The 18100-nt window shown below is 65.1% G+C and carries 22 protein-coding genes; 17 read left to right on the top strand and 5 right to left on the bottom strand.

Annotated features, from left to right (window positions below; all coding sequences use genetic code 11):
• Positions 1-28: 28 nt before the first annotated feature.
• Both pcaD and P6U28_RS19260 read right to left on the bottom strand, forming a co-directional pair.
• Positions 29-811 carry a 3-oxoadipate enol-lactonase gene (gene pcaD / locus P6U28_RS19265; protein ID WP_209295207.1) on the bottom strand — a complete coding sequence of 261 codons (783 nt, stop codon included), beginning with the start codon at positions 809-811 and terminating at the stop codon, positions 29-31.
• A 98-nt stretch (positions 812-909) separates the two neighbouring features.
• Positions 910-2265, bottom strand: coding sequence for a 3-carboxy-cis,cis-muconate cycloisomerase (locus P6U28_RS19260; protein WP_407123000.1), 1356 nt, complete (start codon positions 2263-2265; stop codon positions 910-912).
• Positions 2266-2436: 171 nt separating this feature from the next.
• Between P6U28_RS19260 and P6U28_RS19255 the strand changes: the two genes are divergently transcribed.
• The 10 genes from P6U28_RS19255 (at position 2437) to P6U28_RS19210 (ending at position 10379) form a co-directional block, all read left to right on the top strand.
• A complete protein-coding gene (locus P6U28_RS19255; RefSeq protein ID WP_209295209.1) occupies positions 2437-2883 on the top strand; it encodes a carbon monoxide dehydrogenase subunit G in 447 nt (148 codons plus the stop codon).
• A 135-nt stretch (positions 2884-3018) separates the two neighbouring features.
• Complete coding sequence (locus P6U28_RS19250) at positions 3019-3504, top strand: (2Fe-2S)-binding protein (RefSeq protein WP_014494194.1); 486 nt, start codon at positions 3019-3021, stop codon at positions 3502-3504.
• A gap of 27 nt (positions 3505-3531) precedes the next feature.
• Positions 3532-4338 (top strand): FAD binding domain-containing protein, encoded by an 807-nt coding sequence (locus tag P6U28_RS19245; RefSeq protein WP_407122999.1) that lies wholly within the window; start codon positions 3532-3534, stop codon positions 4336-4338.
• A 60-nt stretch (positions 4339-4398) separates the two neighbouring features.
• Positions 4399-5304 (top strand): AAA family ATPase, encoded by a 906-nt coding sequence (locus P6U28_RS19240; protein ID WP_407122998.1) that lies wholly within the window; start codon positions 4399-4401, stop codon positions 5302-5304.
• A gap of 109 nt (positions 5305-5413) precedes the next feature.
• Positions 5414-6616 (top strand): VWA domain-containing protein, encoded by a 1203-nt coding sequence (locus P6U28_RS19235; protein ID WP_209295211.1) that lies wholly within the window; start codon positions 5414-5416, stop codon positions 6614-6616.
• Positions 6617-6626: 10 nt separating this feature from the next.
• Complete coding sequence (locus P6U28_RS19230) at positions 6627-6950, top strand: XdhC family protein (protein WP_008564652.1); 324 nt, start codon at positions 6627-6629, stop codon at positions 6948-6950.
• Between the two features lie 2 nt (positions 6951-6952).
• Positions 6953-7654, top strand: a complete 702-nt coding sequence (locus tag P6U28_RS19225) for an XdhC family protein (RefSeq protein WP_129145748.1) — start codon at positions 6953-6955, stop codon at positions 7652-7654.
• The gene (locus tag P6U28_RS19220) at positions 7651-9255 is read left to right on the top strand and encodes an NTP transferase domain-containing protein (RefSeq protein WP_407122997.1); all 1605 of its coding nucleotides are present in this window, start codon (positions 7651-7653) and stop codon (positions 9253-9255) included. The genes P6U28_RS19225 and P6U28_RS19220 overlap by 4 nt, the downstream gene beginning before the upstream one ends.
• Before the next feature lie 201 nt (positions 9256-9456).
• Positions 9457-9846 carry a DUF4189 domain-containing protein gene (locus tag P6U28_RS19215; protein WP_122402533.1) on the top strand — a complete coding sequence of 130 codons (390 nt, stop codon included), beginning with the start codon at positions 9457-9459 and terminating at the stop codon, positions 9844-9846.
• A 122-nt stretch (positions 9847-9968) separates the two neighbouring features.
• A complete protein-coding gene (locus P6U28_RS19210; RefSeq protein ID WP_122402534.1) occupies positions 9969-10379 on the top strand; it encodes a DUF2000 family protein in 411 nt (136 codons plus the stop codon).
• 153 nt (positions 10380-10532) lie between these two features.
• Here the strand turns inward: P6U28_RS19210 and P6U28_RS19205 are convergent, their stop codons facing one another.
• From P6U28_RS19205 to P6U28_RS19195, 3 genes are read right to left on the bottom strand one after another with little or no spacing between them, the layout of a single operon-like run.
• Positions 10533-10946 (bottom strand): GFA family protein, encoded by a 414-nt coding sequence (locus P6U28_RS19205; protein ID WP_122402535.1) that lies wholly within the window; start codon positions 10944-10946, stop codon positions 10533-10535.
• 15 nt (positions 10947-10961) lie between these two features.
• Positions 10962-11423, bottom strand: coding sequence for an SRPBCC family protein (locus tag P6U28_RS19200; RefSeq protein WP_407122996.1), 462 nt, complete (start codon positions 11421-11423; stop codon positions 10962-10964).
• Positions 11420-11755 (bottom strand): ArsR/SmtB family transcription factor, encoded by a 336-nt coding sequence (locus P6U28_RS19195; protein WP_407122995.1) that lies wholly within the window; start codon positions 11753-11755, stop codon positions 11420-11422. Before P6U28_RS19195 ends, P6U28_RS19200 begins: the two co-directional genes overlap by 4 nt.
• 111 nt (positions 11756-11866) lie before the next feature.
• On the opposite strand from P6U28_RS19195, the gene P6U28_RS19190 reads away from it, so the two are divergent.
• The 7 genes from P6U28_RS19190 to P6U28_RS19160 all read left to right on the top strand — a co-directional run bounded on the left by P6U28_RS19190 (position 11867) and on the right by P6U28_RS19160 (position 18069).
• The gene (locus P6U28_RS19190; protein ID WP_407122994.1) at positions 11867-12559 is read left to right on the top strand and encodes a TetR/AcrR family transcriptional regulator; all 693 of its coding nucleotides are present in this window, start codon (positions 11867-11869) and stop codon (positions 12557-12559) included.
• Positions 12556-13344, top strand: coding sequence for an HlyD family secretion protein (locus P6U28_RS19185; RefSeq protein ID WP_407122993.1), 789 nt, complete (start codon positions 12556-12558; stop codon positions 13342-13344). The genes P6U28_RS19190 and P6U28_RS19185 overlap by 4 nt, the downstream gene beginning before the upstream one ends.
• Positions 13341-14273: an ABC transporter ATP-binding protein gene (locus P6U28_RS19180; protein WP_122402540.1), complete on the top strand. Its 933-nt coding sequence runs from the start codon at positions 13341-13343 to the stop codon at positions 14271-14273. Before P6U28_RS19185 ends, P6U28_RS19180 begins: the two co-directional genes overlap by 4 nt.
• Positions 14270-15433 carry an ABC transporter permease gene (locus P6U28_RS19175; protein ID WP_407122992.1) on the top strand — a complete coding sequence of 388 codons (1164 nt, stop codon included), beginning with the start codon at positions 14270-14272 and terminating at the stop codon, positions 15431-15433. The genes P6U28_RS19180 and P6U28_RS19175 overlap by 4 nt, the downstream gene beginning before the upstream one ends.
• 130 nt (positions 15434-15563) lie before the next feature.
• On the top strand, positions 15564-16871 hold the full coding sequence (locus P6U28_RS19170; protein WP_407122991.1) for an adenylate/guanylate cyclase domain-containing protein: 1308 nt from the start codon (positions 15564-15566) through the stop codon (positions 16869-16871).
• A 145-nt stretch (positions 16872-17016) separates the two neighbouring features.
• The gene (locus P6U28_RS19165; RefSeq protein WP_407122990.1) at positions 17017-17226 is read left to right on the top strand and encodes a hypothetical protein; all 210 of its coding nucleotides are present in this window, start codon (positions 17017-17019) and stop codon (positions 17224-17226) included.
• Between the two features lie 111 nt (positions 17227-17337).
• Complete coding sequence (locus tag P6U28_RS19160) at positions 17338-18069, top strand: GntR family transcriptional regulator (RefSeq protein WP_129145755.1); 732 nt, start codon at positions 17338-17340, stop codon at positions 18067-18069.
• Positions 18070-18100 lie beyond the last annotated feature (31 nt).

Raw genomic sequence — 18100 nt, 5'->3', positions numbered from 1 at the left:
TTCGCTGCGCTCGCAATGACGGCTGTGGCTAGCGCTGCGTCAAAAAGCCCACCACCGCATCCGTGAATGCGTGCGGCTGCTCGACGTTGGAAATGTGCGCGGCGTCGATGATGGTCATGCTGGCGCCGGGAATGTTCGCGCGGATCAGCTCGGCCGCCGAGATCGGCGTCGCCATGTCGTGGCGGCCGGCGATCACCAGCGTCGGGCTCTTGATCTTCGGCAGCAGCGCGCGCTGGTCGAGCGTTGAAAGGGCCTCGCAGCAGGCGAGATAGCCCTCGACGGGAGAGGCCAGCAGCATCGATTTCATCTTCGCAGTGATCTCCGGCTCGCGCTCGCGGAAGTCCTGGGTGAGCCAGCCAGCGATCACGGCATCGGCCACCGCTGCGATTCCGCCCTTCTTCACGGCGTCGATGCGCTCCAGCCATTTGGTCGGCTCTGCGTAATAGCAGGAGGTGTTGGCGAGGATGAGCTTGCCGAACCTTTCAGGGGCGTTGGCGCCCAGCCATTGCCCGACCATGCCGCCCATCGACAGGCCGCACCAATGCACCTTCTCGATGTTGAGGTCGTCGAGGATCGCGAGCACGTCGCGGCCGAATCGCTCCATCGTGTAGGGGCCGGGCGGAACGTTGGACTTGCCATGACCGCGGCGATCGTATCGGATGACGCGGAACATCTGCGTGAGTGCCTTCATCTGCGGCTCCCACATCTGCAGCGTGCAGCCGAGCGAGTTGGAGAGCATCAGGGTCGGGCCGCCATCGCGGCCTTCAACGGAGACGTTGAGCAGGCAACCGTCGGCATCTATCATGGGCATGGCATGCTCCTCGTCATGCGCGGGCTTGACCCGCGTATCCATCTAAAAAGTGGATCTATCCAGGATGATGGATTGCCCGGTCAAGCCCGGCAATGACATCAGGAGAGATCCAATGAATCCAGCAGCCGGTCGATCAGCGCCTGCGACGCTCCTTGATAGGCCATCGGCTCGAACAATGCCGCAATTTTTTCCGGCGGCAGATGTGCGGTGACCTGCGAATCGCCTGACAGCACCTCGCGCAGATGCTTCTTCTCGGCGACCGCGCGCTTGCTGGCGGCCTCGACCAGATGATGTGCGGCGCTCTTGCCGAGCTTCTCGGCGAGCGCAAAGGTGACCGCCTCGGCCATGATCAGCCCGTGCGTCGCATCGAGATTGCTGCGCATGCGCGCCGCATCGACCTCGAGACCCTCGGCGATGTCGACGATGGCGGCCAGCGCGCCAGAGGTAACCAGCAACAATTGCGGCAGCGTCGGCCATTCCGCGTGCCACGGGCCGGCGCTGCGTTCATGGTCTTGCACCTGCGCGGCGAAAATTGTCGCGGCGAGCTGCGGCGCCATCGTGGCCGCGCCGAGCGCGCTCGCAGCGGCGACCGGGTTGCGCTTGTGCGGCATGGTCGATGAGCCGCCGCGGCCTTCGCCGGCGGGCTCGAACGCTTCGGCGACGTCGGTCTGCATCAGCAGCGAGACATCGCGTGCGATCTTGCCGCAGCTGCCGGCAAGGATTGCCAAGCAGGATGCAGCCTCGGCGATGCGGTCGCGATGGGTATGCCAGGGCGCCTCGGGCAGCGGCAGATCGAGCTCTTGCGCCAGCCGTTCGGCCACCGCGAGCCCGTTGTCGCCGAGCGCGGCGAGCGTGCCGGCGGCACCTCCGAATTGCAGCGCGAGGCCCTCGCGGGAGAGTCGCCGCAGGCGGCAGCGCGCACGGGCGAGGCTTGACGCGTATTCCGCCGCCTTCAGCCCGAACGGCATCGGCAGCGCGTGCTGGAGCCAGGTCCGCGCCACCATCGCGGTGTTGCGATGGCTGCGCGCCAGTGCGGCAAAGCCCCTGATGGCGCGGCTGAGGTCGGCGTCCAGCGCCACGATACCGGCGCGAAGCGTGAGCATGGTTGCGGTGTCGATGACGTCCTGGCTGGTCGCGCCCCAATGCACGTAGCGTGCGGCCTCCGCGTCTTTCTTGCCGACATCGGCGGTCAGCGCCTTGACCAGGGGAATCGCGAGATTGCCCGATCGCGTCGCGGCCTCGGCCAGTGCGGCCACGTCGAAGGAATCGGCCTTGCACGCGGCCTCGATCGGGCCGACGGCAGATGCCGGAATCACGGCGGTGGCAGCCTCGGCACGTGCCAAGGCTGCCTCGAAATCGAGCATGTTCTGCAGGGTAGACCGATCGTCGCAGATCGCGCGCATGGCGGAGCTCGACAGCATCGGCGCGAGCAGGGGGGAAAGAGATGTGCTCATCTTGCGCGCGACCTAATCATCATGGCCCGGCTGTGCCAATCCCCTACCGCCAGTACACGTCTTTTTGCAGTTGCGAATATGCATTGCACGTGACCTGGCGCCGCCCTTTCCTTTGCCGCGTCCCTGCGTTACTTGATCAGCACTATAGTTGCGCGATCCGGGAGGCACCTCATGGCCATGACGATGAACGGCGAAGTCCACCTTGCAGCGCCGCGCGAAGCCGTGTGGGCCAAGCTCAACGATCCCGAGGTCCTGAAAGCCTGCATCCCCGGCTGCGAGGAGCTCGAGAAGACTGACGACGGCGGCTTTCGCGCGACGGCAAAAATGAAGGTCGGCCCGGTGTCGGCGCGCTTCAAGGGCAAGGTCATGCTGTCCGACCTCGACCCGCCGAACGGCTACAAGATCTCCGGTGAGGGCGAGGGCGGGGTGGCCGGATTCGCCAAGGGCGGCGCGGCGGTCAAGCTCGCCGAGAAGGACGGCGGCACGCTGCTCTCCTACGACGTCGAGGCGCAGATCGGCGGCAAGTTGGCGCAGCTCGGCCAACGCCTCATCAACGGCACCGCCAAGAAACTCGCCGACGAATTTTTCGCGAACTTCGCCAAGGCGGTACAGGGCTGAAACCTATCGCCTTTCGGCATGGCGGCTTGCGTCCGGGGTGATGTTGCCCCAGGCGACAATGGCCCATATGATGGGTTGGAATAATTATAAGAACGGCTTCGACGGGACCCGTTGGGGCGCTGATAGAGAGTGCTTATGGCAAAAATCTCCCTCATCGTGAACGGCAATCCTGTGACGGCCAATGTCGATCCCCGCACGCTTCTGGTGCAGTTCCTGCGCGAGAATCTGCGGCTGACCGGCACCCATGTCGGCTGCGACACCTCGCAGTGCGGCGCCTGTGTCGTGCATCTCGACGGCAAGGCCGTGAAGTCCTGCACCACGCTCGCGGTGATGGCCGATGGTCACGAGGTCAAGACGATCGAGGGACTGGCCGCCGACGGCGCGCCGCTGCATCCGATGCAGGAGGCGTTCCGCGAGCACCACGGCCTGCAATGCGGCTTCTGCACGCCCGGCATGATCATGACTGCGATCGACATCGTGCACCGCAAGGGCCACGAGCTCGACGACCATACAATTCGCGAGGAGCTCGAAGGCAATCTCTGCCGCTGCACCGGCTATCAGAACATCGTCGCTTCGATCTCCGCCGGCGCCAAGGCCATGGCGAAATCCGATCTCGCGTAACGCGCATCCCGCGATCAGGACATTCAGATGTACGAATTCAAATATCATCGCCCTGGGACCGTTCGCCAGGCGGCCAACCTCCTGGTGAAGAACGAAGACGCCAAGGTGATCGCCGGCGGCCACACGCTGATTCCCGTCATGAAGCAGCGCCTCGCAAGCCCGCCGCATCTGGTCGATCTCTCCCACATCGAGGGGCTCAACACGATCGAGATGAAGGGCCGCTCGCTCGTGATCGGCGCCACCGCCAAGCACGCCGACGTCGCGACCTCCGCGATCGTCGGTGAGGCGATCCCCGCGCTGGCGAACCTTGCCGGCGGAATCGGCGATCCCGCCGTGCGTCACAAGGGCACGATCGGCGGCTCGCTCGCCAACAACGATCCGACCGCCGACTATCCGGCCGCGGTGCTCGCGCTCGGGGCCACCATCGTCACCAACAAGCGCCGCCTCAAGCCGGAAGAGTTCTTCCAGGGCCTGTTCACGACGGCGCTGGAAGCCGACGAGATCATCACCAAGGTGACGTTCCCGCTGCCGAAGAAAGCGGCCTATATCAAATTCCGCAACCAGGCCTCGCGCTACGCGCTGGTCGGCGTGTTCGTGGCGCGGCGTCCTTCGGACGTGCGTGTTGCCGTCACCGGCGCCGGGTCTGAAGGCGTGTTCCGTGTCACCGCATTCGAGGAGGCCCTGAAGAAGCGCTTCGCCTCGAAGGCGCTGGAAGGCATCACGGTGCCGGCGGAAGGCCTCAACAGCGATATCCACGGCAGCGCCGAATACCGCGCACATCTCATTGGTGTTCTGACGCGGCGCGCCGTCGACGCCGCCAATGCCAAGGAATGATGGGCCTCACTCATTGGCCCAAGGCTTGCCCGGTGAGGGCGTAAACGAGACTGGCCTTTCATGACTCTAGCGGCCCTGCCGGCATCGGTCGATGCGATGCTCGAACTCCTGACGTCGCGCGGCTATCTTGCTGAGCGATCGCTGGCGACGGTGACGTATCTGTCGCTGCGGATGGGCCGGCCGCTGTTCCTGGAAGGCGAGGCCGGAGTCGGCAAGACCGAGATCGCGAAGGTGCTCTCGGTGGCGTTGGGGCGGAAGCTGATCCGCCTGCAGTGCTACGAAGGCCTCGACGTCTCCTCCGCGGTCTACGAGTGGAACAGCGCGGCGCAGATGATCGCGATCCGGATGGCGGAAGCCGCCGGCGACACCGATCGCGAGCAGCTTTCGAGCGACATCTTCGCCGATCGCTACATGATCAAGCGGCCGCTGCTCCAGGCGCTGGAGCCCGATGTCGCGGGCCCGCCGGTGCTGTTGATCGACGAGCTCGACCGCGCCGACGAGGCGTTCGAAGCCTACCTGCTCGAAATCCTCAGTGACTTCCAGGTGACCATCCCCGAATTCGGCACCGTGAAGGCGCCGTACCCGCCGATCGTCATCATCACCTCCAACCGCACCCGCGAGATCCACGACGCGCTGAAGCGGCGCTGTCTCTATCACTGGGTGGATTATCCTGCCGCCGAGCGCGAGCTTGCGATCGTCAAGACGCGCGTGCCCGGCATCTCCGCAAAGCTGTCGCAGCAGGTGGTGCGCTTCGTCCAGGCACTGCGCAGCCAGGACTTCTACAAGTCGCCTGGGGTCGCCGAGACCATCGACTGGGCCACCGCGCTGTCGGAGTTGGATGCCCGCTCGCTCACCCCGCAAGTGGTCGGCGACACGCTGGGCGCTCTGCTCAAGTACCAGGACGACATCACCCGCATGCAGGGCGATACCTTGCAGAAGGTGCTGAAGGAAGCGACGAGCGATTAGGCGTCATTCCGGGGCGCGCGAAGCGCGAACCCGAAATCTCATGCCACAACCTCCGGATTCCGGGTTCGTCGTTTCGCGACGCCCCGGAATGACAGAGCGGGGATAGACCATGGCCATCAACCACCTTGCCCCTGAGCAGACAGGGCAATTCGCCGACAACATCGTCGGCTTCGCCCGCGCGCTGCGTGCGGCCGGCATGCCGGTCGGTCCGGGCGCCGTCATCGATGCCATGAGCGCCCTGCAGGTGATCGACATCGGCAACCGGTCCGATGTCTTCACCACGCTGGAGGCGATCTTCGTCAAGCGCCACGAGCATGCGCTGATTTTCAGCCAAGCCTTCAACCTGTTCTTCCGGGCCTCCGAAGAGTGGAAGCACATGCTGGATTCGGTGCCGCTTCCGGAGCAGGCCAAGAAAAAGCCGCAGGCCGGCGCCCGTCGCGTCCAGGAGGCGATGTCGCAGCCGCGCATGACCGAGACGCCGCAGCACCAGGAGCAGGACCTGCGCCTGTCGGTCTCCGACAAGGAAATCCTTCAGAAAAAGGATTTTGCGCAGATGACCGCGGCGGAGATCACCGAGGCGCTGCACGCCATCGAGCGGATGCACCTGCCGCAGGCCGAGCTGCTGACGCGCCGGCAACGACCCGATCCGCGGGGCCTGCGTCTCGACCTGCGCCGCACGCTGCGCGCCTCCTTGCGGACCGGCGGCGACATCATCGACATCCATCACCTCGGGCGGATCGAGAAGCCGGCGCCGATCGTTGCGCTGCTCGATATCTCGGGCTCGATGAGTGAGTACACCCGCCTGTTCCTGCATTTCCTGCATGCCATCACCGATGCACGAAAACGCGTCTCGGTGTTCCTGTTCGGCACGCGGCTGACCAACGTTACCCGCGCGCTGCGCCAGCGCGACCCCGACGAGGCGCTGGCGAGTTGCTCGGCCGCAGTCGAGGACTGGGCAGGCGGTACGCGGATCTCGGCCTCGCTGCACAACTTCAACAAATTGTGGGCCCGGCGCGTGCTGAGCCAGGGTGCCATCGTGCTCTTGATCTCCGACGGGCTGGAGCGGGAGGCCGATTCCAAGCTCGCCTTCGAGATGGACCGGCTGCACCGGTCCTGCCGGCGGCTGATCTGGCTCAACCCGCTGCTGCGGTTCGGCGGCTTCGAGGCCAAGGCCCAGGGCATCAAAATGATGCTTCCCCACGTTGACGAATTCCGCCCGGTACATAATTTGAGTTCGATCCAGGAGCTGATCACGACGCTCTCCCAGCCGCTGCCGCCGCATCACCGCAGCCTGATCCGCTCCGCAGCTTGAGAGGCGCCCCATGCTTGATCGCGACGAGGACATTCTGAAGGCGGCGGAGGACTGGCAGAAGGCCGGCCGTGGCGTCGCGCTCGCCACCGTCGTCGAGACCTGGGGCTCGGCCCCGCGCCCGGCGGGCTCTAGCCTCGTCATCAATGACGAGGGCACCTTCCTCGGCTCCGTCTCCGGCGGCTGCGTCGAAGGCGCCGTGGTCACCGAGGCTATGGACGTGATCGAGAGCGGCAAGCCGAAAATGCTTGAGTTCGGCGTCGCCGATGAGACCGCCTGGAATGTCGGGCTGTCCTGCGGCGGCACCATCCGAGTCTTCGTCGAGAAGGTTGGCTAGCCGTGAAGCTCGCAATCCTGCACGAACTCAACGCCGAGCGCGCCGCGCGCCGGCCCGTGATCCTCGTCACCGACACCGAGACCGGTGAGCAGCGTCTGGTGAAGGCCGCAGACTTTGCCAAGGACCCGCTAGGGGCCGAACTGGAGAAGCAGCTTCGCATGGGCAAGAGCGCCAATGTCGAGGCCGGCGGCAGGAAGCTGTTCCTGAATGTCTACGCGCCGACCGCAAAGCTCGTGATCGTCGGTGCGGTTCATATCAGCCAGGCATTGGCGCCGCTGGCGCGCTCGCTCGGCTATGACGTCACCGTCGTCGATCCCCGCACGGCCTTTGCGAGCCCTGAGCGCTTTCCCGACATTCCCCTGATCGCCGAATGGCCCGACACCGCGCTGCCGCCGCTCAATGTCGACGCCTATACGGCGTTCGTCGCGGTGACGCACGATCCCAAGATCGACGACCCCGCGCTGCTGCACGCCTTCGAGCGCAACTGCTTCTACATCGGCGCGCTCGGCTCGCGGAAAACGCATGCCAAGCGGGCCGATCGGTTGCGGGCGCAGGGCGCGAAGGAAAGCGACATCGCGCGCATCCACGCGCCCATTGGTCTTGCGATCGGCGCGGTCTCGCCATCCGAGATCGCGGTCGCGATCATGGCCGAGATTACGGCGGTGCTCCGCCTGCCTCCCAAAGAGAGAGAACAAGCGGCATGAAGTTCGGACCAGCGAGCCCCAGGGATGCGATCGGCGGGGTGACCGTCCACACCCTGCGTCAGGGACCGCTGGTGCTGAAGAAGGGCACGACGATCGGTCCGGCCGAGGTCGAAGCGCTGGAGCGCGTCGGCATCAAGGACATCGTCGTGGTGCGCATGGAGGAGGGCGACGTCTCCGAGGACGTTGCGGCCGCGAGCATCGCGCTTGCGGTCGGCGGCGAGGGCATCCATGTCGAGCGCGCCTTCACCGGCCGTGCCAATCTGTTCGCCGCGCGGCCGGGCGTGCTGGTGGTCGACCGCGCCGCGGTCGACCGCATCAACAATGTCGACGAGGCCATCACCTTTGCCACGCTCACCGCTTTCAAGCCGGTGGTCGAGGGCGAGATGGTCGGCACCGTCAAGATCATCCCGTTCGGCGTCGAGGGACGTTTGCGCGATGCCGCCGTGCAGGCCGCCGGCAAGGACGTGCTGAAGGTCGCGCCTTACGTGATCAAGCGCGTCGGCGTGGTCTCGACGCTGCTGCCGGGCCTCTCCTCCAAGGTGATCGACAAAACCCTGCGCGTCACCGCCGAGCGGCTCGCGCCGGCCGGCGCCAGCATCGTTGGCGAGCGGCGTGTCCCGCACGAGGAGCAGGCGCTGTCGGCAGCGATCAATGAGGTGCTGGGCCTGGGCGCGGAGCTCGTGATCGTATTCGGTGCATCCGCGATCGCCGATCGCCGCGACGTGATTCCGGCGGCTGTCACCGGCATCGGCGGCGAGATCGAGCATTTCGGCATGCCGGTCGATCCCGGCAATCTGTTGCTGATCGCCCGCGCCGGCAATGTGCCGGTGCTCGGCGCGCCAGGCTGCGCGCGCTCGCCGGTCGAGAACGGGTTCGACTGGGTGTTGATGCGGCTGCTCGCCGGCATCAAGGTGACGCGGTCCGAGCTGATGGGCATGGGTGTCGGCGGTCTCCTGATGGAGATCGTGACGCGGCCGCAGCCGCGCGCCAAGCCCGAGACCGAGGGCAACAGTCAGGTCGCGGCCATCGTGCTCGCGGCGGGCCGCTCGACGCGGATGGGCGGACCGAACAAGCTGCTCGCCGAGCTCGACGGCAAAAAGCTGGTGCGCCTCGCGACCGAGCAGGCGCTGGCCTCCAAAGCATCCGAAGTGATCGTCGTCACCGGTCACCAGGCCGAGCTGGTCGAGCAGGCGCTGCAAGGGTTGAAGGTGAAGTTCGTCCGTAATCCGGATTTCGCCGGCGGCATCGCCGGCTCGGTCAAGGCCGGCGTCGCCGCCGTGCCCGAGAGCTGCGACGGCGCGGTGGTGTGCCTCGGCGACATGCCGCTGATCGATGCAGGGCTGATCGATCGTCTCATCGACGGTTTTGCGCCGGACCGCGGCAATCTCATCGTCGTGCCCGTCAGCGAAGGCCGCCGCGGCAATCCCGTGCTGTGGTCGCGCCGCTTCTTCAAGGAGTTGATGACGCTCGACGGCGACGTCGGCGCGAGGCATTTGATCGCCAAGCATGCGGAGGCAGTCGCCGAAGTGCCGGTTGATGGCGAGAGCGCCTTCCTCGACATCGACACGCCGCAGGCGCTGGAAGCGGCCCGACGGGGATGACCTGTCGTAGGAGCGTAGGAGTGGCAAAGCGAAGCGTGCCCACCCTTTTCGATTTCGGTGGAGATAAATGGTGGGCACGGCGCTTCGCGCTTTTGCGCACTCTACCGCAGCTCCTAGCCTTCCGTTTTCAACTCCCCGTTCACCATCTGGAAACGACCGCCGCTTAGAGTTCTCCACCTGCCTTGGGGGGAGGGGTTTTCCATGGCTTCGAATGTCGTCGCGCGCCGTTGCGCGATGTTTTTCTTTGCGCTGTCGGTTTGTGTTTCCGGCGCCCGTTACATTACCGAAGCCCATGCGGCCGGTGCATTCGCCGTCGGCAAGTGTGGTGCCTATGGCCAGGCCTATGACTACAGCGCCGAGCACGAGGCGCGCGCCGCGGCGCAGAAGCAGTGCAAGGGCGATTGCACGACGGTGACGATGAAGCGTGCGTGCGCGGCGATGTCGGTCGATATGACAAACCCTTGCGGCGCTTACGGCTATGCCGTCAAGCCCAAGATCTCCGCCTCGCTCAATGCCGCCACACGCGAATGCTATAAATACGGCGGCAAGGAATGCGTGATCCGCGCCTGGGCCTGCGACGCCAAGGGTTGATTTTCTGCTCCGTCATTCCGGGACCTCGCGCAGCGACGAACCCGGAATCTCGTGCGATAATCTCCAGATTCCGGGTCTGCGCTTTAAGGCGCATCCCGGAATGACAATTTGTGGAGACATGCATGCAGTTCGACACCAAGATCGCCGTCGTGATCCGCACTGATCTTCAGGCCTGGCAGAAGCTCAACGTTGCGGCCTTTCTCACCAGCGGCATCGCGGCTGCGTTTCCCGAATGCGTCGGCGAGCCCTATGAGGACGCCTCGGGCACGGCATATCACGCGCTGATTGGCCAGCCGATCCTGATCTACGGCGCCGACGGTCCTGCCTTGTCGCGCGCGCTCGACCGTGCGCTCACACGCAACGTCAAGCCGGCCGTCTACACTGAAGACATGTTCAAGACCACGCATGACGCCGCCAACCGCGAGGCGGTGAGGGCGGTGGCGCGAAACGAGCTCAATCTCGTCGGTCTCGCCGTTCGTGCCGAGCGCAAGGTGATCGACAAGATCGTCGACGGCCTCAGGTTCCATGGCTGAGGCGGCCGCGGCGCCGCCATTGCCATGTCACGATGGCGCGAGCGCTTGCGTAGCGGTTTGTCTCTAATCAAGGGTGCGCGGCGAGTTGCCGCTAGAGGCCAAGCCCGGCGAATGGGCGGTGATTTCCGGCGTCGGTCGTCACTCCCTCGCTGCTCACCCCGGCGGCATCCCCTCGAACTTCGGCAAGTCCGGGTCGAGACGATCCCAGCCATGCCCGCGCGCTGCGTAGGTCACCGCCTGCGGCTTGTAGCGGGCGGGCTCGTCGAGGCTCGCGGCGCGGATGGTGAAGATGTCGGGCATCGCGGCGAAGGTCATATAGACGGGCAGGCCGCACTGCGGACAGAAGCCGCGCGTCTTCACGTTGCCGCTGTCGCCGACCATGTCCCAGTGCGTCGCCTCGCCGCTCAGCGTGACGCCGGCGCGCGCGAAGGTCGCGAAGGAGCCGTGGCCGCTGCCGCTCTCCCGCTGGCAGTCCCGGCACTGGCAGTGATTGCTGAACAGCGGCTCACCGACAATCGAATAGCGGATCGCGCCGCAGGCGCAGCCGCCGGTATAGGGCTTGTCCATCGTGATATCTCCCACTCACTTTTCGCCGCTGATCTCGTCGAGCTGACGGACGACCTTCTTCCAGCCGCCGCTCATGATTGTGTAGGCCGACTCGTTCCTGGGCAGGACGAAGCCCGCATGGACCAGGCGGAGCCGCGTGCCGGCTTCGACCGGGGTGAGGGACCACGTCACGACGGTGTCGAGCGGCGCGCCGTAACCGGTGTTGAGCTCATGGCCGCCTTTCCAGACATAGACGAGACGCCTGAAAGCCACGACCTCGAGAACCCGGCAATGGATCACGCCGTCCCAGTTGCCGCCTGGGGTCGTCTGGAACGTGAAGGCTTTGCCTTCGACGGCTTCAAAGCCGGTCGGCTGCATCAGCCAGCGCGCGATCAATTGCGCGCTGGTCAGCGCCTTCCAGATCGTCTCCGGTGCATGAGGGAGCACCTCGTCGATGACGATGTCCTTTGTTTCGGCTTTCGACGCGGCAGTACTCACGGATCGATCTCCTTCAACAGGTCACGCAGGTTCTGGAAGCGCTCGCGCCAGAAGACGCCGTAGTGATCCATCCAGGTCACCAGCGGCTCGAGTCCCTGCGGCGCGGCGCGGTAATAGACATTGCGGCCCTCTGCACGCTCGGCGACGAGGCCGGCCTGCTTGAGAGACTTCAGGTGCTGCGAAATCGCGCCCTGAGTGACGCCGCTGCCGCGCGTCAGCTCGGCGACGCTGATCTCCTTGCTCTCGAACAGGCGCTCGAACACGGCGCGGCGGGTGGGATCGGCGAGGACGCGCATCACGATGGTGACGGGGTTTGGAGTGGCTTGGATCATGGCCTCAAATTAGCGATTACTAATGCATTAGTCAATACTAATTTCTCTGCGAAGCGGGGGAGCGCCTTTTGCAGACTTGACTATGACTGACCAGTCAGTCATAAATGTCGAATGACGAAGAAGCCGACCAAAGCCGCCTTGCCCTCTGCGGCCTCCCACGCGAACGGCCCTGAGGCTGCTGGCCCCGACGCGGCGCCTGCCTCGAACCGCGCCGCGCGCGCGGCGGAGCGGCGTGCGGCGATCGTGGAAGCGGCGATGGACGAATTCATCGCGCGCGGGTTTGCGGCGACGCGCCTTGACGACATTGCCAAGCGTGCCGGCGTGGCAAAGGGCACGATCTACCTGCACTTCAAGGACAAGGAATCGATGTTCGAGGAGCTGGTGCGCATCGTCATCGTCCCCGTGGTCGCGCGATTGACTACGCTGCCGCCGCCGGCGGGCTCGGTGCGCGACCTGATCGAGGCGTTCGCCGGTAACTTCCTGAAGGAGGTGATCGGCACGAGGCGCGGCGATCTGGTGCGCCTGATCGTGGCAGAGGGGCCGCGCTTTCCCTCGGTCGCCGACTTCTATTACCGCGAGGTGGTCTCGCGTGGGATCGCCGCCATGCGCGCGCTGATCGAGCTCGGTATTGCCCGCGGCGAGATCCGCGAAAAGGATCTTGCTCGCTATCCGCAGATTCTGGTCGCGCCTGCGATGATCGCGGTGATCTGGCAGAGCCTGTTTGCGCGGCATGCGCCGCTCGATGCGCGGGAGATGCTGCGCGTTCATCTCGATTTGATTTTTGGCGAACGGAGGACGACATGAGGTCGTCGCAAGCAATTTTCAGTCTTGCATTGACGATCGTTCTCGCGGCCGGGCTGGCCGGCTGCAACGAGCAGCGCGATCCCGGCTTCCAGGGCTGGGTCGAGGCCGACATGATCTTCGTCAGCCCGGACGAAGCCGGCCGGGTGATCAAGCTCAATGTCCGCGAGGGCGACGAGGTCAAGGTCGGCGATCACCTCTATTCCGTCGATGATGATCTCCAGCTTGCCGATCTCAACCAGAACAAGGCGACGCTGGCGAATGCACAGCAGACCTATGACCGTGCCGCCTCACTGAGCAAGACCGGCGCGGGTACGCAGGCCAATCTGGACTCCGCCGTTTCGGCTTTGCGGGTGGCGCAAGCGCGGGTGGCGACGTCGGAGACGCGCTTGGCGCGGCGCAAGGGCTTCGCGCCGGTCGCCGGCACCATCCAGCAGATCTATTTCCGCGAGGGCGAGATGGTCGCGGCGCAGCGGCCGGTGCTCTCGATCATGCCGCCGGGCAACATGAAGCTGCGCTTCTTCGTGCCGGAGACCGAGCTGTCCAAGCTTGCGATCGGGGATACGGTGCGTGTCTCGTGCGACAATTGCGTCGCCGATCTCACCGCAAAGATCTATTTCATCGCGACCTCGGCGGAATACACTCCGCCCGTCATCTACAGCCTCGATGAGCGCAACAAGCTGGTCTACCTGATCCAGGCGCGGCCCTCGCGGCCTGACGCCTTGCGGGTCGGACAGCCGATCGATGTCCATCTCAATCCAAAGACCCCGGTGGCGGACAAGCGATGAGCAACGGCAACGGCATCGCCATCGACGTCAAGGGCCTGACCAAATCGTTCGGCGGCCGCGAGGTCGTGCACGATCTGTCGATGCAGGTGAAGCGCGGCTCGATCTACGGCTTCCTCGGACCCAACGGCTCGGGCAAGACCACGACCATCCGCATTATTTGCGGGCTGCTCACGCCGGACAGCGGCGAGGGCACCTGCCTCGGCTACGACATCCGCCGCGATGCCGAGAAGATCAAGCGCCAGGTCGGCTACATGACCCAGCGCTTCAGCTTGTACCAGGACCTCTCGGTGCGCGAGAACCTCGAATTCGTCGCGCGGCTCTATGGCCTCGCTGATGCGCGCGGCGCCGCACGTGACATGATCACGCGGCTCGGGCTCTCGGGGCGCGAGGAGCAGCTTGCGGGCGAGCTCTCCGGCGGCTGGAAGCAGCGGCTGGCACTCGGGGCCTGCACGCTGCCCAACCCACAATTGTTGCTGCTCGACGAGCCGACCGCCGGCGTCGATCCCAAGGCGCGGCGCGATTTCTGGAACGAGATCCACGCACTCGCCGCCGACGGTCTCACGGTGCTGGTCTCGACCCACTACATGGACGAGGCCGAGCGCTGCCACGAGATCGCTTACATCGCCTACGGTCATCTCCTGACGCACGGCACCGTGGAGGAGGTGATCGCGAAGTCGGCGCTCACGACCTACACCGTCACGGGCGAGGATTTGAACGGGCTCGGGGCCGCGCTCACCGGCAAGCCGGGCGTGGACATGGTGGCGCCGTTCGGCACCTCGCTGCACGTCTCCGGCCGCGACGTCGCGGCGCTCGAAGACAGCATCGCGTCTTGGCGCAAGAAGGGTGGGCTGCACTGGCAGAAGTCGCAACCCTCGCTCGAAGACGTGTTTATCGAGCTGATGGGGCGCTCCAAGGATAATTTCCAATGAGCGTGGTTGATCTTCCAGCTCCAGCCCGGGAAATTCGCGAGCGCTTCGGCTTCCTGCGGCGCTCCTATGCGATGCTGATCAAGGAGTTCATCCAACTCAGGCGCGACCGCGTTTCCTTCGCGATGATCGTGATGTTGCCTGTGATGCAGCTCATGCTGTTCGGCTATGCCATCAACACCACGCCGCATCATCTGCCGAGTGCCGTGCTGCTCCAGGAGGATTCTGATCTCACCCGCTCGATTCTGAAGGCCCTGGAGAACACAGCCTACTTCCGCTTTCTCTACGAAGTGCACGACGTCGACGATTTCGACAACCTGCTGAAATCCGGCAAGGTGCTGTTCGGCGTCGAGATCCCGCGCGGCTTCGAGCGGGCGGTGCGGCGCGGCGACAGGCCGGCGCTGCTGGTCGCCGCCGATGCCACCGATCCGGTTGCGGCGAGCGCGGCGCTCGGCTCGCTCGGCATGGTCGTGCAGACCGCGCTCAAGCACGATCTCTTCATCGGCGATCCTCCGGAGATGCCGTTCGAGATCCGCGCGCATGCCCGCTACAATCCGGCCGCGGCCTCCAGCCTCAACATCGTGCCGGGCCTGGTCGGTACCATTTTGACCATGACCATGCTGATCTTCACCGCACTGTCGGTCACGCGCGAGATCGAGCGCGGCACCATGGAGAGCCTGTTGTCGATGCCGATCAAGCCGGTCGAGGTGATGTTCGGCAAGATCGTGCCTTACGTGCTGGTCGGCTTCGTCCAGGCCTTCCTGATCATCGGCATCGGCGTCGGTCTGTTCGGCGTGCCCGTGCTCGGAAACCTCGTCCTGCTGGCGCTGCTCTCGACGCTGTTCATCACCACCAATCTGTCGATCGGCTATACGATCTCGACGGTGGTGCAGAACCAGCTCCAGGCCATGCAGATGTCGATGATGTTCTTCCTGCCGAGCATTCTTCTGTCCGGATTCATGTTCCCGTTCGCGGGCATGCCGACCTGGGCGCAGTATGTCGGCGAATGCCTGCCGCTGACCCATTATCTGCGCATCGTCCGCGCCATCATGCTGAAGGGCGCGACCATGCAGAATTTGCGCTTCGATACGCTGGCGCTGACGGCCCTGATGCTGCTCGCCATGACCATCGCCGTGACGCGCTTCCGCCGCACGCTGGATTGAGGCAAACTGGCCTTGATGTCATCCCGGGGCGATGCGCTAGTATCGAATTATGGTGCGCAGTTGCGCACCTGAGAATCTCCAGATTCCGGGCTCGCGACTGCTTCGCGCCCCGGAATGACCAGGGGGTGAAATGGTCAGGTTTGCGAGCAGGAAGGCGCGGCATCATACCGTGCTATCGGAGGACTTCGAGCGCGAGCTGACGCGGGAGGTGCTGCGCACCGAGCTGTTGCGGGTGCGCGCCCTCATCATGACGGGCTGCGTCATGATGTTGTTCCTCACCGCGATCTACTTGATTGATCCCGCCGTGGTGAACCGGGTTTGGCGCGGAACGAAAGGGCTGATCGAGGTCTACGGCCTTCTCGTCGGCTTCATCCTGTTCGAGGTTTGGGTCCATACCCAGATCAGGAAGAACCTCCGCCTCGATCGCGACGTGCCGGTGATCAGGCGCTATATCGGCACGCTGATCGAGACGTCGCTACCGACGGTGATGCTCATCCTGCAAATCCGGACCATGGGCGCGAGCCAGGCGCTCGGATTCGCCGTGCCTCTGATGTACTTCATTTTCGTCATCCTCTCCACTCTGCGGCTCGATTTCTGGCTCTCCACTTTCACGGGTTTTGTAGCCGCAGCCGGGCTTCTGGCGATCGCGCTGTACTACAACTCGGCGGGGGAGGCCGACGAACCCCTGATCTATTTCCATGCCGTGCGCAGCATCATCATCCTGATCTGCGGGGTGCTGGCCGGCGCCGTGGGCGCGCAGCTGCGGCGGCAATTTGCCGCCAGCATCGCGGCGGCCACCGCGCGCGACCGGGTGACCAATCTGTTCGGCCAGCACGTTTCTCCGCAGGTGGTGGAGCAGCTGATGGCGACGGGAACGAGCACAAGCGGCGACGTCCGCCGCGTCGCGGTGATGTTCGTCGATTTCCGCGGCTTCACGGCCGGCGCGCAATCGCGCACGCCGCAAGAGGTGGTCGATCGGCTCGACGGCGCCTTCGCCGTGCTGGTCGACATCCTCGACCGTCAGGGCGGCATCGTGAACAAGTTTCTCGGTGACGGTTTCCTCGCGCTGTTCGGCGCGCCGCTGGAGGCCTCCGACGCCGCGCACCGCGCGGTCGCCGCCGGCCGCGAGATGCTGATGGCAATGGATCGCATCAACGCGGAGGGCAGCTGGCCGCTTCGCATCGGCATCGGCATCCATTTCGGCGAGGTCGTCGCCGGCAATATCGGCTCGCCCCGGCGCAAGGAATACACCGTCATCGGCGATACCGTGAACTTCGCCTCGCGCTTGGAGGCGCTGAACAAGGAGTTCGGCTCGCAGCTGCTGATCTCCGCGTCCGTGCGCGAGGCGCTGGGCGCAGACGGTAGCGATGCCGTCGCGCTCGGCGAAGTCGAGGTGCGCGGCTACGGGCAGAAAGTGCCGGTGTTTCAGCTCGGCTAGCCCGCCTTCAAATGTGAGTCGCGCGTCGTTGAAGCGCCGTCGCGCTGCGTTGACGACGCGTGATGAAATATCCCTGCTAGTTTTCGGGTCCTGCACGGTGGAAGCCGAAACGTCTCGGCTTTCATTCGTTATCCGGAGAAAGCCAATGACCCGATCGACCCTTGTTGCGGCCGCGCTGATCGCCACCGCGATCCTTCAAACCGAAGCCGCAGCCGCGCGCAACGTCACGGCGCGGCACGCCGCAACTCACGTCACGACAGACTGCGTCAGGGCTCCGGCAGAGGGTGCGTTTGCATCTGATCCCTGCAAGCAGCCGCCCTGCCTGCCCAACACGGCCTACGCGTCCCCGAACTAGGGCTCGCATCAGATGAGGCCGGGCTGGCGAGGTTCTGCCAGCCCGTGTCGGGCGGGCGACGGCAGGCTTGCCGCCTTGACTTGCGCTTCATCTAGTCATCTATATGACTAAATGAATTCAACGCCGCTCGACGACCGCCTGCCACGCTACCAGCGCCTGCGCGACGACCTCGCGGCGCGCATCAACCGCAATGAGTGGCGGCCGGGCGAGCCGATCCCTTCGGAAGCCGAGCTGGCTGCGCATTACGGCGTTGCCATCGGCACCGTGCGCAAGGCGATCGATCAGCTCGTCAGCGACGGCGTGCTCGAGCGGCAGCAGGGCCGCGGCACCTTCGTGCGCCGCGCGCGGTTCAATTCATCGCTGTTCCGCTTCTTCCGCTTCCAGTCCGAGAGCGGCGAGCGGCGCGTGCCGAAGAGCCGGATCATCCGCCGCAAGAGCGTGCCGGCGACATCGGCGGTCGCATCCGCGCTACGCATCCCGGTCGGCGAGCCGGTGATCAGCCTCTCGCGCCTGCGCCTGATCGACGACGTGCCGCTGCTCGCAGAGGAGATCTGGCTGCAGCAATCACGTTTCGCCAAGATCCTCGAGATCGACACCGCCGAATTCGGCGACCTCCTGTATCCGCTCTACGAGGAGCGCTGCGGCGAGGTCGTGGTTTCGGCCGAGGAGATCCTCACTGTCGAGACCGCCAACGAAATGCAGGCGCGCCTACTCAGGCTCGCGCCTCATGCCCCGCTGATCGTGATCGAGCGCCTCGCGCTCGACCTCGAGCGCCGACCGATCGAATGGCGCAGGTCGCGCGGGCCGGCCGACCGCTTCCGCTATCACGTCGAGATCCGCTGAAGCGGCCTTTCTACGTCATCAAGCAATAACG

It is taken from the genome of Bradyrhizobium sp. STM 3561, from assembly GCF_045571455.1.
Taxonomy (GTDB): Bacteria; Pseudomonadota; Alphaproteobacteria; order Rhizobiales; family Xanthobacteraceae; genus Bradyrhizobium; species Bradyrhizobium vignae.
The sequence above is the reverse complement of the archived record's forward strand: the minus strand, read 5'-3'. Positions and strand labels throughout refer to the sequence as shown.